The organism is Falsigemmobacter intermedius (assembly GCF_004054105.1).
GTDB lineage: Bacteria > Pseudomonadota > Alphaproteobacteria > Rhodobacterales > Rhodobacteraceae > Wagnerdoeblera > Wagnerdoeblera intermedia.
Genome location: NZ_SBLC01000053.1, coordinates 1 through 13,464, shown reverse-complemented (window position 1 = coordinate 13,464; position 13,464 = coordinate 1). Strand labels below are relative to the sequence as shown.

The 13,464-nt window shown below is 64.0% G+C and carries 12 protein-coding genes; 2 read left to right on the top strand and 10 right to left on the bottom strand.

All coding sequences use genetic code 11. The annotated features are described in order from the left end of the window. Positions 1-250: 250 nt before the first annotated feature. The 3 genes from EP867_RS17685 to EP867_RS17675 form a co-directional block, all read right to left on the bottom strand. Entirely contained in the window at positions 251-1,807 is a 1,557-nt protein-coding gene (locus tag EP867_RS17685) for a fatty acyl-CoA synthetase (protein WP_128490789.1), read from the bottom strand. 87 nt (positions 1,808-1,894) lie between these two features. After that, the gene (locus EP867_RS17680) at positions 1,895-2,506 is read right to left on the bottom strand and encodes a DUF1190 domain-containing protein (protein WP_128490788.1); all 612 of its coding nucleotides are present in this window, start codon (positions 2,504-2,506) and stop codon (positions 1,895-1,897) included. A 24-nt stretch (positions 2,507-2,530) separates the two neighbouring features. Further along, entirely contained in the window at positions 2,531-3,712 is a 1,182-nt protein-coding gene (locus tag EP867_RS17675) for a glutathionylspermidine synthase family protein (RefSeq protein ID WP_128490787.1), read from the bottom strand. Positions 3,713-3,881: 169 nt separating this feature from the next. On the opposite strand from EP867_RS17675, the gene EP867_RS17670 reads away from it, so the two are divergent. Further along, positions 3,882-4,661 carry an SDR family NAD(P)-dependent oxidoreductase gene (locus tag EP867_RS17670; RefSeq protein WP_128490786.1) on the top strand — a complete coding sequence of 260 codons (780 nt, stop codon included), beginning with the start codon at positions 3,882-3,884 and terminating at the stop codon, positions 4,659-4,661. A gap of 57 nt (positions 4,662-4,718) precedes the next feature. Here the strand turns inward: EP867_RS17670 and EP867_RS17665 are convergent, their stop codons facing one another. The 6 genes from EP867_RS17665 to EP867_RS17640 form a co-directional block, all read right to left on the bottom strand. Continuing rightward, positions 4,719-5,960, bottom strand: coding sequence for a hypothetical protein (locus EP867_RS17665; RefSeq protein WP_128490785.1), 1,242 nt, complete (start codon positions 5,958-5,960; stop codon positions 4,719-4,721). Between the two features lie 259 nt (positions 5,961-6,219). After that, a complete protein-coding gene (locus tag EP867_RS17660; RefSeq protein ID WP_128490784.1) occupies positions 6,220-7,248 on the bottom strand; it encodes a tyrosine-type recombinase/integrase in 1,029 nt (342 codons plus the stop codon). A gap of 107 nt (positions 7,249-7,355) precedes the next feature. Continuing rightward, the gene (locus EP867_RS17655; protein ID WP_241656960.1) at positions 7,356-8,084 is read right to left on the bottom strand and encodes an MgtC/SapB family protein; all 729 of its coding nucleotides are present in this window, start codon (positions 8,082-8,084) and stop codon (positions 7,356-7,358) included. Positions 8,085-8,183: 99 nt separating this feature from the next. Next, positions 8,184-9,467 (bottom strand): TRAP transporter large permease, encoded by a 1,284-nt coding sequence (locus EP867_RS17650; protein ID WP_128490783.1) that lies wholly within the window; start codon positions 9,465-9,467, stop codon positions 8,184-8,186. An 11-nt stretch (positions 9,468-9,478) separates the two neighbouring features. Further along, positions 9,479-9,997 (bottom strand): TRAP transporter small permease, encoded by a 519-nt coding sequence (locus EP867_RS17645; protein ID WP_128490782.1) that lies wholly within the window; start codon positions 9,995-9,997, stop codon positions 9,479-9,481. Positions 9,998-10,118: 121 nt separating this feature from the next. Then, the gene (locus tag EP867_RS17640; RefSeq protein WP_128490781.1) at positions 10,119-11,093 is read right to left on the bottom strand and encodes a TRAP transporter substrate-binding protein; all 975 of its coding nucleotides are present in this window, start codon (positions 11,091-11,093) and stop codon (positions 10,119-10,121) included. Between the two features lie 200 nt (positions 11,094-11,293). Here EP867_RS17640 and EP867_RS17635 point away from each other — a divergent pair, with 200 nt between their 5' ends. Then, positions 11,294-12,358, top strand: a complete 1,065-nt coding sequence (locus tag EP867_RS17635; RefSeq protein WP_128490780.1) for an NADH:flavin oxidoreductase — start codon at positions 11,294-11,296, stop codon at positions 12,356-12,358. Positions 12,359-12,422: 64 nt separating this feature from the next. Here EP867_RS17635 and EP867_RS17630 read toward each other — a convergent pair whose 3' ends face one another. Next, a complete protein-coding gene (locus EP867_RS17630; protein WP_241656959.1) occupies positions 12,423-13,397 on the bottom strand; it encodes an MraY family glycosyltransferase in 975 nt (324 codons plus the stop codon). Positions 13,398-13,464 lie beyond the last annotated feature (67 nt).

Genomic DNA, 13,464 nt, shown 5'->3' with positions numbered 1-13,464 from the left:
GCGCGAACCAGTTGCCTTTGCTCATCGAAGGCGTCACATTCACCGACGGCGTAGCCACCAGCGGCGCCGAAAATCGCGCCGCTTGATCAGGCCGTATCACCCAAAATCCCGTATAGCTCTTTGCCCGTGGCGGATGAGCACAAAGGGGCGGTCAATGGTAATCTGATACATAGTCACAAGTCCGTTTCCTGGGCCGGACTTAGTGATTTGGGGCTGGCAATAACAGTAAGGAATGCCAACCCCCGGTTGGTCAGGCCGAGGCGAAATGAGCCTCATGGTGGAGCCGCAATTCCCGCTTGAGAATTTTTCCGGCGGTATTGCGCGGCAGATCCTCGAGCCAGATCACCGCCTTTGGCAGTTTAAAGGGCGCAAGCCCCGCTTTTGCATGGGCCATGATCGCCGCCTCATCGCGGGGTTCTCCGGGGCGCAGCACGACAAAGGCCACCACGGCTTCGATCCATTTGGGGTGCGGCAGGCCGACTACGGCCACCTCTTTCACCGAAGGATGGGTAAAGATCACCTCCTCCACCTCGCGCGAGGCGACCACGGTGCCGCCGGTCTTGATGATGTCTTTCACCCGATCGACGATGGTAAGATAGCCCTCTTCATCCATCACGCCGACATCGCCTGAGTGAAACCAGCCGCCGGTGAAGGCCTCGGCGGTGGCTTCGGGCGCGGCCCAATAGCCCGTGAGAAGCTGCGGCGAACGGTGGATGATCTCACCTTGGGTGCCGGGGGGCACATCCTGCATCTGCTCATCGACGAGGCGCGTTTCAACATTGAAGATCGGCTTGCCGGCGGAGGCGGGGTGGGCGTCATGCTCTTCGGGGCGCAGCACGGTGGCGAGGGGGCCGATTTCCGACTGCCCGTAGCAGTTATAGGGCTGAGCGGTGGGCAGGCGGGCGCGCAACTCCTGCAGCACCGGAACCGGCATGATGGAGGCGCCGTAATAGACAAACTTCAGCGACGTAAGATCCCGGCGGTCAAAATCGGGGCTGCGCAGCAGTGAGATCCAGACCGTGGGCGGGGCGAAGAAAGAGGTGATCTGCTCCTCCTCAATCAGCCTCAGGCAGGTTTCAGGCTGCGGTGTGGCGATAAGGCGGGAATGCGCCCCCATCAAAAGCTGCGGCATGACAAAGACATGCATCTGCGCCGAGTGATAAAGCGGCAGGGCGGCGAGGGCGCGGTCTTCGCGGCTGAAATCAAGCTCAATGATCGAGCTGGTATATTCGGCCAGCAGCGCCCGGTGGGTCATCATCGCGCCCTTGGGCGCGGCGGTGGTGCCGGAGGTGTAAAGAAGCTGCGCCAGATCGTCGTCACAAAGATCGGGGCAGAGGTCCCGGGGCGGCTGTGTGGCGCTTTGGGCGATGGGCAGGAGCTCCTGCAGCGGGCCGCTCAGATGCAGAGCGGGCAGGGCGGGGAGCACGGATTTCGCCTTATCCGCCAGTGCCTCATCCCAATAAAGCGCCGAGGCGCCGGAGTTGGAGAGGATATATTCCAGCTCGCGCCCGACGAGGCCGTAGTTGATCGGCACATGCACAAAGCCCGCGCGGGTGCAGGCGAGCCAGAGCAGAAAGAAGGCGTCGGAATTGGTGCCATAGGCGGCCACGCGGTCGCCCTTTTTCAGCCCCGCCTCTTGCAGCGAAAGGGCGATGCGGCTTGCGGCGTCATAAAGGCCGCTGAAGCTCCAGCTGCGGTCGAGATAGCTCAGCGCGGTCTGCGACCCGAAACGGCGGGCGGCGCGGGACAAGGCGTCATTGATGGTATTGCGGCCGGCGCGGCGGCCTGCGGTCTCAGTGGTGGTCATCTCTCTCCCCCCGGACGCGTGGTGATGCGCCCTCCGGGGGAAGAGTGTCACGGCCTGCCGCGCTGGCAAGTGAGACGTGGCGGCAGATCAGCCGCCGAAACCGCCGCCACCCGAGGAGGTGCGCCCGCCCGAGGTGGTGGAATTGCCAAAGCCACCGGTCGAGCGCACGGTAGCGCTGCTCATCGGGGCTTTGCCAAGGGTGGTGGGCTGGGCTTTAAAAGCCTGGGGGCCGACTTTGGCGGTGCCGGAACCGGCAGCCACTTTCGTCGAGCCGTCGGCCGTCTGAAGACCGCCGCCCGCGCCCGGATACATCGGCACCGAGCGCGCATTGGCCGCCCCCGCGGCCGCACCGCCGCCGAGCTTCGACATCAGCGAGCCCATCATATAGCCCATCAGGATCGGCATGAAGATCGAGCCGCCGCCCGAAGAGTTATCGGCCACGCAGTTGCCCGCGCCATGCTGCTCTTCGCAGACGGCAACGGCGTCATAGCGCGGGGCGGTCGCCTGATGCTCGGCATTGGCCTGATCGATCGCGGCTTTGCACTCCTCGGGCGTCGCGCCCGGGATCGAGGTGGTGCATTCCGAGGCCGAAGAGATCATCGGAACCTCCAGAACCTCTTCCTGGCAGGCCGCCAGCGTGAAGGCGGTCAGGCCGATCAGGCCGATGGTGGCGGGACGGGTCAGGCGGTTGCGTTTCATCTCTACTCTCCTCAGGCGGTGAGATCAGGCGCCGGGCCGGATAAAGTGGGGCTTGAACCGGCTGAGATTGCCGGTGATGGCGCTTTTGTCCTCACGGATGCCCATACCACAACATGCGCCGCCTGCCATCCACAAGCCGATGACCGGCTTGAAGCCGTCAAACTCGGGCAGCGGGTGATAGGCCTGCAGGATCTTCGGGTGGCTGTCATAGGGGCCGGGCTCAGCGGATTCGCTCAGGCCGGGGGCGTGGATTTTGATGCCCTGACCCTCGCGCGAGAAGATCGGCTTTTCGACAACACCCTGTTCGGAAAAGCGTTTCTGCGCGGCTTCGGGCACGTCATTGGCGAAATAGGCCGGCAGCAGGTTCGGGTGATCGGGGAACATCTCCCAAAGCACCGGCAGCAGACCTTTGTTCGACAAAAGCGCCTTCCACGGCGGCTCGACAAAGCGGCAGCCCGCCGAGGCGAGATGCGCCGCAAAATCGTCGCGCAGCAGATCCTCCCAGGGGTAAAGCTTAAAGAGCGTGCCGATGACGCGGGATTCGTTGTCGGCAAACTGGCCTTCCTCAGTCAGGCCGATCTTATCCAGCTCGGTGTAATGCGGGATGATGCCCGCCTCATTGGCCATCCAGGCGAGGGTCTCAACGGTGCCGTAATCCTCGGTCGAGCCTGCGACGGAGGTGAAATGCATATTCTCCCCCTTCTCGATGATCTCGCGGAAGCGGTTCACGAGGGCCTCATGGATACCGTTGAACTGATCCGCGCCTTCGGGCAGCTCTCCGCGCTCGAGCAGATCTTCGAGCCATTTCCACTGGAAAGAGGCCGCCTCAAAAAGCGAGGTGGGGGTATCGGCGTTATATTCCAGAAGTTTGGCCGGACCCTTGCCGTCATAGGCAAAATCAAAACGGCCATAAAGTTCCGGCTCGCCGCGGGTCCAGCTTTCGGCGATCCAGCCGCGGTGGGCGCGGGGGATTTCCAGACGGTCCAGCAGCGATTCCTGACGCAGGATATAGGGCACCGCCTCGCGGCACATTTCATGAAGCGCCTCTGCGGGGCCTTCGAGATCGCGCTCAATCTGCTCAAGCGTGAAGGCATAGGCCGAGGTCTCATCCCAATAGGGCTCACCATACATGGTGTGGAAGCTGAAGCCCGCAGCCTCGGCCTGCTCTTTCAGATCGGGGCGTTCGGTCAGGGTGATTTTTTCCAAGGCAGTCTCCGCAGGCGGCTCGTCACTTAACGCCCGGGCGGGCGTATGTGGTGCAGATAAGCACAGCCGGCGGCGGATCAAAGAGCACAGAGCGGCCTTTTTGCGGCGAAGTATTTGACAGCCCTGTGCTTCGCAGGCTGACTGCGAAAAAAACGGGGGGGAGACCGGGATGAAAGTTGCAGGCGAAGTCGTATTGATCACCGGGGCGGGGGGCGGCATCGGGCGGGCGCTGGCGCGTGAGGCGCGGCGGCGCGGCGCGGCAGGGCTCATCCTGAGCGATCTGCCGGGGCCGGGGCTTGAGAGCATCGCCGCCGAAACCGGGGCGCTGGCGATCGCCGGTGATCTTCGGGATCCCGATTTTATCCCCGCGCTGGTGCAGCAGGGAGAGGCTGCACTCGGGCCGGTCGGGATTGCCTGTGCCAATGCGGGCACCGCGGCGGGCTGGATCGAAAAGGGCATCATCACAGCGCCGGGCGATGAAATCTGGGCGCTGGCCTGGGAGGTGAATGTTCTGTCGCATGTGCGGCTGAGCCGCGCCGTGCTGCCGGGAATGATTGCGCGCGGGCGCGGGCATCTGTTGCAGACCATCTCTGCGGCGGGGCTGCTGACCGCGCCGGGGGCTGCAACCTACAGCGCGACCAAGCATGCAGCCCTGGGGCTGGCGGAAAGCATCGCCATTGCTCATGGCAAAGACGGCATCGGTGTGACAGCGCTTTGCCCGCAGGGCGTGGATACGGCGATGCTGGCCGATGTGAAGGATGAGGCCACCCGCGCCGATGGCGTGATGAGCGCCGAAGAGGTCGCGGCCCTGGGCTTTGACGGGGTTGAGGCCGGGCAGTTTCTGGTCACCCCGCATGAGCGGGTGCGGCGCTATATGACGAAGAAGGCCGGGGATTATGAGGGCTGGATCATCTCCATGCAGGAGTACAAGGCGCGGATGCGCCGCTGAGCGGCTGTGCCGGATCACCCGTTGGAAAGCAAAGGGGGCCTTGCGGCCCCCTTCGTCTTATTTCGCGCGCAGATAGCGTTGTGCGCTGATTGAGGCGGCGCGCATCTGCCCGGTGGTGCTGTCCGAGCCAAGCTGCACCAGCGCCAGGCGGTAGCTGCCCGGCTCCAGCAGGACCGGGCCGATCTGCGGATCGGTCGAGCCGTTGGCATCGTCGTTTTCGGTGATCTGACGGCCCGAGATGTCAAAAAGCGCCATGCGGGTGTCCATGCCGGTGGCCGCCGCATAGGCGTTGAGAACCACGACCTGACGCTCATCGATGTCGAAGCTGAACCACAGCGCAGAGCCGCCGAGGAGTTTCACCTGCGGTTCTGCCGAGGTGATGTCGAGCGGTTCTACCGGATAGCCTGCCGAAGAGGGCGGCGGCATCTGGCCCTGACGATAGGCATCGCGCAGCACCTCTGCCGGATCGACGCCGCCGACCGAGAGGCGGATTTCGCCGCTGCCGCCGCCAAGTGCCGTGGCGCCAAGGCAATAGGTGCCCGCTGCCAGGTTGCCCAGCATATCGAGCCGCGAATTGGTGCCATCGGCATCATCATTCTCGGCGACCTGCTCGCCTGCGGCGTTGTAAAGCGCGATGACCGGATCGGCCTGAGAGGAGGTGGCGGTCAGGCGCAGGCTGGCATTGCCGGGAAGATTGAAGCGCAGATATTTCGGGCCTTCGGCGGCGTTGAAGCTTTCCGACAGGCTGGAAAATTCGCTGAGCGCTTTGGCGAGGGCGGCGTCATCCAGGGTGACGGCCTCGGTCCCGGCGGTGCAGGCGGCAAGGCCGCTGCGGCCCTGGGCGGTCACCATGGCGGTGTCGCTGATTTCCGAGACGCGCAGGGTTGCGCTCAGCGGGCCGTTTGAGACATCCCGCGCCAGAGCACAGTAATCGCCGGGGGCGAGGCCCTGCTCAATGCGGCTTGCAAGGGTGCCGTCGTAGTCATCCATCTCGGCAATCATGGTGCCCGAGGCGGTGTAGAGCGTCAGATGGGGGTCGCCCTGGGTGTGGTTGCCCAGTTCAATGCGCAGTTGCCGCTCCTCTCCGGTGACGCGGAAGGCGGCGAGAAGGCTGCCGCCCGAACTGGTGTTTACCGCGCTTTGCAGCGCCTCGCCGCTGAGTTCCGCCACGCCGTTGCCGCCGAGCCAGACAGCTTCGCGGCCCGCCAGACAGGCGGGGGCCGCATCCTGGGCAAAAGCCGTGGCGGGGATCATGAGGGGCAGGGCAAGTCCTGCAAACAAAAAGGATTTAACGGTCACAATAAACTCCTCGGGCATGGGCCGATGGCCGCACTATAGCGACATAGCGCCGCGCTGCGAGGGTGATTTAATGGAAATTTTGTAACACTGATGCGTCAATTGCACAGCGGGCGGCAGGCTTTCGCCTGGTGCCGCGTGGCGCGAGGCGAAAGCGCCGCGCCGTCCTGAGGGTGAGGCGCGGTGCCTCCTTCGGATTTTGAACCGGCAAAGCGCGGTTCGGGCGGGGCGTTCCTTTGACGGACAGCCCTTTGGCTGCGGTTCAAAGACCTGCGGCGCGGGTCAGGTTGACGCGGAAGCGGTCGCGGCGGCGCTGATAGCGGCGGGTCATCTCAGCCGTCGAATGGCCGAGTTGTTTTTGCACCAGGCGCTCATCGGCTTCCGCCGAGCTGGCCAGACCGGCGCGCAGCGAGTGTCCCGCATACATCCGCTCATCACGCGGATCGGCAACCCCGGCCAGAACGGCCAGGCGCTTGACCACCCGCGCCACCTCACGATCGTTCAGCCGCATGGCGCCGATCTCCATGCCGTCGGGCCAGATACGGCGAAAGATAGGCCCCTGGCGGATGCCTGCGCGTTTCATCCAGTCGCGCAGCGCCGTGATCGGGCAGGTGGCGGGCGTGGTGCCGGGGCCGATCTCCACCTCGCGCCAGCCGGTTTTGCCGCGCAGCGTGATCAGCAGGCCCTTGTCCATGAATTCGACCCAGCCGAGGCCGTCTGAGGTCTGATCGCGCCCGCCGTCGAGGCCGGTGATCTCAGAGCGGCGCAGACCACCGGAAAAGCCGATCAGCAAAATCGCCCGGTCGCGCAACCCGCGCAGGGTCTCACGCTCACAGACGGAGAGCATGGCGATCAGGTCCTCAGGCATCAGCGCCGCCTTTTGCACGGGCGGGCGGCCATGGGTGTTGCGGATCCCGGCCATGACGAGCGCGATATGACGGTCGCGGCGGTCGAGGACCACGCCGCGGCTCATGTAAACCGTGCAGAGTGCCGAGAGACGCCGCTCAATGGTGGAGACGGCATTGCGTTTGCCGCCCACGGATTTCGCACCCGTTGCGCAGGCGGTCAGATAAAGCCCGACGGTCTGCGGGTGGGGTGGCATCGGGTCCAGGTTTTCGTGTTTGCACCAGGCCGTGAAGTGGCGCCAGTCCGCATCATAGGCGCGGCGCGTATTGGCCGAAGTGGCCGCTTCGGCATAGTCACGCGCCTGGGCCGCCAGACCGGAGAGCGATGCAGGCTGGTGCTCAGAGGCGGGATGGGGGCTGAGAGCGGAGCGGAAGCGATCAGTCATCGGCGGCCTTTGGTGCAGGGGGACCTGGGGCCAGTATAGCGGAACAAAAGAGGGGGGAAAGTGTAAATGTTTCCGATTGGTTCCTGTGGTCGCGGCTCGGGCCCGGTTCAGCCGCCTGCCGGGGCGGAGAGGGGGGTCAGAGAGACCGCGCTCGGGGGGGCGGCTCTTTTCAGCGTCTCGAGGAGTGCGGCCGGATCGACGGGCTGCGGGATCCTCGGGGTGATCGTCAGGCTGTAGCGGCGCAGATCCTGATCCTGCTGCAGGGCCGGATCGCCGCTGGCCCAGCCCGCCTCGCTCAGATGCGCCCTCAGGGCTGAGGGGGCGGGCGCACTCAGGAGCGGGTAGCTCAGCTCCAGCTGCCAGGAGAGCGGCGCAGTCCGCTGCGGCTGCAAAGCGCGCAGAAGCGCCAGCACCAGAAGCGCGGCCAATGTCCCGATCACCGCAAATTCGGTCAGCCCCGTGCCCCAGATGATGCCAAGCGCAGAGGTGAACCACAGCGAGGCGGCGGTGGTCAGCCCATGCACATTCACGCCTTCGCGAAAGATCACGCCCGCGCCCAGAAAGCCGATGCCGGTCAGAATGGCATGGGGCATCCGGGCCATATCGGTCACGATCTGCGCATCGGCGGGCAGGGCCACCGTCCATTCCGCCATCCGCACCCCGGCAAGGGTCATCAGCGCAGAGGCGAAACACACCAGCGTATGGGTGCGCAGACCCGCGGGCTTGCCGCTGACCTCACGCTCCGCCCCGATCAGAAGTCCCGCCAACAGGCTTCCGAGCATCGGAATGGCGAGGCCGGGGTCACTGAGGGTGGCGATCAGGCTGTTGAGGGTCATTGCGGGTCTCCGGCGCGGTCTTTCCGGTGAAAACGACGCTGAAGGCCCTGACGTTCCGCAGAAAAACGCCCGCCGGAGAGGGGCGGGCGTTCTGAGCGTTTACATGCCGGAGGCCCGGGGCAGCCAGGTGCTGACGGCAGGCACATAGGTCAGGATGACCAGGATCAGGATATTGGCGATCAGGAAGGCGGGCATCTGCGACAGGATCTGCGGCACCGAAATCCGTCCCACCGAGGAGACCACAAAGAGCAGGCTTCCCACCGGGGGGGTGACCAGCCCCAGGGTCAGGTTGACGATGACCACGATGGCGAAATGGGTCGGATCAATGCCCATGCTATGCGCGATGGGGGCAAGGATCGGCACCAGGATCATCACGCCGGGCAGCGGGTCCATAAAGCAGCCGAAGATCAGCAGCATCACGTTGACCAGCAGCAGGAAGATGATCGGCGAGAGATCCAGCGCTACAATCCAGGCCGCTGCCGCCTGGGGCATGCGCTCGATGATCAGTACCCAGGCGAAGGCCCGCGCCGAGGCGAGGATCATCAGGATCGCGCCCGAAGTCACCGCAGAGGCGAGCAGGATCCCGGGCAGCGCCGAGAGTTTCAGCGTGCGGTAGATGAACATGCCGCACAGAAGCGCATAAAACACCGCCACAACCGAGGCCTCGGTCGGGGTGAAGAACCCGGCCCGGATGCCCCCGATCACAAAGACGATCAGCATCAGCGCCGGAAGGGCCTTCAGCGTGTTCATCATGAAGACGGATGGCGGCGGCACCGGGGTCTGCCCGCGCCAGCCGAAGCGGTGTGACTGGATCAGGTTCACGCCGGCATAGATCACGCAGATCAGCAGCCCCGGCAGGATCCCGGCCATGAAAAGCCGGCCCACGGAGACGCTTTCATCCTGCATGGCATAGATGATCATCGTGATCGACGGCGGAATGATCGGCCCGACCACCGAGGCCGAGGCCGTCAGGGCTGCGGCATAGGACCGGGGGTAGCCCTCTTTCTCCATCATCTTCATCATCATGGCGCCGGGGCCTGCGGCATCGGCGAGCGCCGAGCCCGAGATCCCGGCAAACATCGCCGAAGAAAAGACATTGGCATAGCCAAGGCCACCACGCACGCGGCCGAAGAACTGCGCGGCAAAGCGCAGAAGAACCGCCGTCATCGCGCCGCCGGTCATGAGTTCTGCCGCGAGCACGAAGAAAGGCACCGCCATCAGCGGGAAGCTGTCGAGGCCGGTGAACATCTCTTTCACCACCACAACGACCGGATATTTGCCCTGGATGAGCACGGCCCCGAAAGCCGAGATGGCGAGGGCAAAAACCACCGGGAAGCCGATGATCAGCAGGGCTGCGAAAATAATGACAAGGGTCAGGGTCATGATCTTATCCCTCAGCCGCCGACCGCGGAGGACTGGTCCTGGCCTTCATCAAAGCGGCCTGTGGTGACAAAACGGCGGGCCAGCAGCAGGATATGCGTCGCCATCAGCCCGAAGCCCAGAGGCATGGCGAGATAGATATACCAGAAGGAAATCCGCGTGGCCGGGGTCAGCTGACGCCCCATGCGGTTCATATAGCCGATGCCCGACCAGATCATCCAAAGGCAAAAGCCCGCAAGGATGACCAGCATGGCGATCCGGATCGCACGCCCCAGGGCAGGGGTAAACCGCATGTGCACCTGAGCAATCGCCACCAGAAGCCCGCCGCGCAGCGCAAGGCCCGCCGACAGAAAAGTCATCCAGATCATCAGATAGCGCGCGACCTCTTCGGCCCAGACGATGGAATTATTGGTGAGATAGCGCAGCGTCACATTGGCGAAGACAAGACAGGCCATCGCCGAAAGCGCGAGGATCACGGCCCAGCGATTGACGCCAAGAAAGAGCTGTTCCGCACGGGAAAGCCAGGGGCTCATGGGGGACTCCGGATAAATGCACCCCCTCCGGCAGGAGCGGCTGCGGAAACGACAGCAGGCGGCCCGCAGCGGGGCCGCCTGTCACAGGGCGGGCGGGGCCCGGGCAGGCTTACTTCAGGACTTACTTCACGTCGGCGATCTGCTGCAGCAGATCTGCGCCGAAGGTTTTAGCGTAGTCTTCATAGGCCGGAGCCAGCGCGGCTTTGATGGCCTCTTTCTGCTCAGCGGTCAGTTCGGCCACATCCATGCCGGCGTCTTTCATCGCCTGAGCACCGGTGGCTTCGGCGTTGTCAACAAAGGCGCGCATTGCAAGGCCGCCTTCAACGGCCCCCTTGCGGAAGGCTTCTTTGTCTTCATCCGACAGACCGTCCCAGAAGATCGACGAGACGAAGAGAACGTTGGGCGCATAGACGTGGCCCGAGAGGGTCAGGTGCTTTTGCACTTCGTTCAGCTTCGACGAAACGATCACCGAGAGCGGGTTTTCCTGGCCGTCGATGGTGCCCTGCTCAAGCGCCGAGACGACTTCGGGCCATGCCATCGGGGTCGGCGCTGCGCCAAGGGTCTGGAAGGCTTTGATGTGGACCGGGTTTTCCATGGTGCGCAGCTTCAGACCGGCGAGGTCTGCGGGGGCTGCGATCGGGCCGCGGTTGTTGGTGATGTGGCGGAAGCCCTGCTCACCCCAGGCGACGGCGACCAGACCGTGGTCAGCGAATCTGGTCAGCATCTCAGTGCCGATCGGGCCGTCGAGAACCGCGCGGGCGTGATCGAAGTCACGGAACAGGAAGGGCACGTCAAAGACGCCGATTTCCGGCACGAAGTTCGACAGAACGCCCGAGGAGACGATGGTCGCCTCTACGGTGCCAAGCTGCAGGCCTTCCAGCACCTCACGCTCACCGCCAAGGGCGGAGGAGGGGAATTCGACGAAGTTGAAGCGATCACCGGTGGCGGCTTTGGTCGCTTCGATCCAGGCTTTGGAGCCGGCACCATAGTGCGAGTGCTCTGCCAGGGCATAGCCGATTTTCACTTCGGTGGCTTGGGCGAAAGCAGCGCCTGCGACCAGCGAGCCGGTAACGGCTGCAGCAACAAGTTTCATCATCAGGACACCTCTCTTGCATTCATTGCGAAGTTACGGGGTATTATTTGCGGTTTATTGCTTGTGGAACCCCGGAAGACAAGCATTTACCGCGACGGACTGTCGCATCGTTGCGTCACGTCGCAGGGCCGGGCGGCGGCGGCCCTCTTGCGGCGCGGCCCCCGCCGGTGTCTGTTGCCTTTGCAACGGAGGACCGACTTTCAATGACTGAGACCGCTTTTCAACCGCTTGCCCTGCGCAATGGGGTGACCTGGGCCAACCGCCTCACCCTTGCACCGCTGACCAATAAGCAGAGCCATGACAACGGCGTGCTGAGCAGCGATGAGATCCGCTGGCTGGAAGCGCGCGGGGAGGGCGGCTTTTCCATGGTGATGACCGCCGCTGCCTATGTGCAGCGCGAGGGGCTGTCCTTTGAGGGGCAGTTCGGCATCAGCGGGGATCTGCATGATGAGGGTCTTGCCGCGCTGGCCGCCCGGCTGAAGGCAACCGGCACCCAGAGTGCGCTGCAGCTGCAACATGGCGGCAACCGCGCGCGGCCTGAGCTGTCGGGCCTGCCCACGGTCTCCGCCGTCGAAGGGCGCGGCGCGCGTGCGATGACCACGGCTGAGGTTGAAGCCCTGCGCGAGGCGTTTATCTCATCCGCCGTTCGTGCGCAGAAGGCGGGTTTTGACGGCGTCGAGGTGCATGGGGCCCATGGATATCTGCTGACGCAGTTTTTGAGTACGGAGAACACCCGCAGCGACCACTGGGGCGGCTCTTATGAGAACCGCACCCGTCTGGTGCGTGAGATTGTCAGCGGTATTCGCAAAACCTGCGGCGCATCCTTCACCCTGGGCCTGCGTCTGTCGCCGGAGCGGTATGGCGTGGTGCTGGAAGAGGCGCAGCGCTTTGCCACTGAGATGATGACCGGCGGAGATCTGGACTATCTCGACCTGTCGCTTTGGGATTATGCGAAAGCCCCTGAGGAGACCGGAACCGGCCGTCTGATCGATGCCTTTATGGATCTGCCGCGCGGCGATTGTGCGCTCGGGGTGGCGGGGAAGATCTATTCGGCGGCGGATGTGCGCGACTGTCTGTCTGCGGGGGCGGATTTCGTGCTGATCGGGCGCGGCGCCATTCTGCATGCCGATTTCCCCAAAGCCATGGCGGCGGATTCAGAGTTCCGGGTGAAAGACCTGCCGGTCACGGCGGACTATCTGCGCAGCCAGGCGCTTGGGGAGAAATTCGTGAGCTATATGGCCACCTGGCCCGGCTTTGTCGAAGGCTGATCGCACGGGGTGACACCGAAGTGACAAAGGCCGCCCGTAAGGGGCGGCCTTTTTGTAAGCGCGATCAGGCGGGGAGTTCCTCTTCCCTGCGCCGGATCGGCCGCAACAGGGCCACCCGGCGATAGGCGAGAAGATAACTTGCGCCGACAAGGCCGATGGAGAGCACGACGCCAATGGTGCTCTGCGCGGCGAGTACGCAAAGGAGCGCGGAGAGGAAGGGGAAGAACCACATCACCGTGCTGGTCATCGGATTGCGCATGGCGGGAAGGCCGATGGCCTGGGCCGCGCGGCGGGCAAAGCTGCGGTAGACAAGGCTGTGCAGATGCAGGCGGTCAGGCTGGCCGGGGTTCGTGCCCTCGCGCACCAGGCGGCGATGGATGGAGACCAGGGTCTCCATCACCGGATAAGAGAGCGCCAGGAGACCGATGAGGGGCGAAAGCTCAGGATTGCGCGCGGGCAGCAGAACGGCAACCACCGCGAGCACAAAGCCCGCCGTATAGGCCCCGGCATCACCGAAAAAGATCAGCCCCATCGGATAATTCAGCAGGAAAAAGCCAAGGATAGAGCCTGCTGCAACGAGGCAGATCGCCTGCAGCGGCATATCCCCGGCATTGCCTGCCACAACCGCAAAGCCGAGCAGAATGATGATGACCGCGCCGGAGGCAAGGCCGTTCACCCCGTCAATAATATTGATCGCATTGGCAATGCCGCCGATCGCAACAGCGGTGAAAAGCACCGCAAAAGGCGCAAAGCCGAAAAGCACATCCAGCCCCGGAATTGCGGTCTTGCGCACGGCATAGCCGCTGATCATGCAAAACAGCAGACCCGAGACGATGGTCGCGCAGAGCCGGGTTTTGACGCCGACCTGTTTGGTCAGATCTTCAATCAGACCTGCAAGAAAAGCCGGGATCGCCGTCAGGCAGATCAGCCCCCAAAGGGCCGCTGCCCCCGATCCCAATAAAAACATGCTGACCACGGCACCGGCGACCAGCGCAATTCCCCCGATCCGCGGCGTGGGGCGCACATGGAGTTTTTGCACTCCGGGGACTCTGATGTTGTAACCGCCCCCCGACGGCATCTTTGTGCCAAGGTGGGATCGTCACAAT

Excerpts from the sequence above, each read along its gene's own strand:
- EP867_RS17640 (WP_128490781.1), bottom strand. The coding sequence starts at position 11,093 with ATGATGAAACTTGTTGCTGCAGCCGTTACCGGCTCGCTGGTCGCAGGC.
- EP867_RS17645 (WP_128490782.1), bottom strand. The coding sequence starts at position 9,997 with ATGAGCCCCTGGCTTTCCCGTGCGGAACAGCTCTTTCTTGGCGTCAAT.
- EP867_RS17655 (WP_241656960.1), bottom strand. The coding sequence starts at position 8,084 with ATGACCCTCAACAGCCTGATCGCCACCCTCAGTGACCCCGGCCTCGCC.
- EP867_RS17670 (WP_128490786.1), top strand. The coding sequence starts at position 3,882 with ATGAAAGTTGCAGGCGAAGTCGTATTGATCACCGGGGCGGGGGGCGGC.
- EP867_RS17685 (WP_128490789.1), bottom strand. The coding sequence starts at position 1,807 with ATGACCACCACTGAGACCGCAGGCCGCCGCGCCGGCCGCAATACCATC.
- EP867_RS17650 (WP_128490783.1), bottom strand. The coding sequence starts at position 9,467 with ATGACCCTGACCCTTGTCATTATTTTCGCAGCCCTGCTGATCATCGGC.
- EP867_RS17680 (WP_128490788.1), bottom strand. The coding sequence starts at position 2,506 with ATGAAACGCAACCGCCTGACCCGTCCCGCCACCATCGGCCTGATCGGC.
- EP867_RS17635 (WP_128490780.1), top strand. The coding sequence starts at position 11,294 with ATGACTGAGACCGCTTTTCAACCGCTTGCCCTGCGCAATGGGGTGACC.
- EP867_RS17660 (WP_128490784.1), bottom strand. The coding sequence starts at position 7,248 with ATGACTGATCGCTTCCGCTCCGCTCTCAGCCCCCATCCCGCCTCTGAG.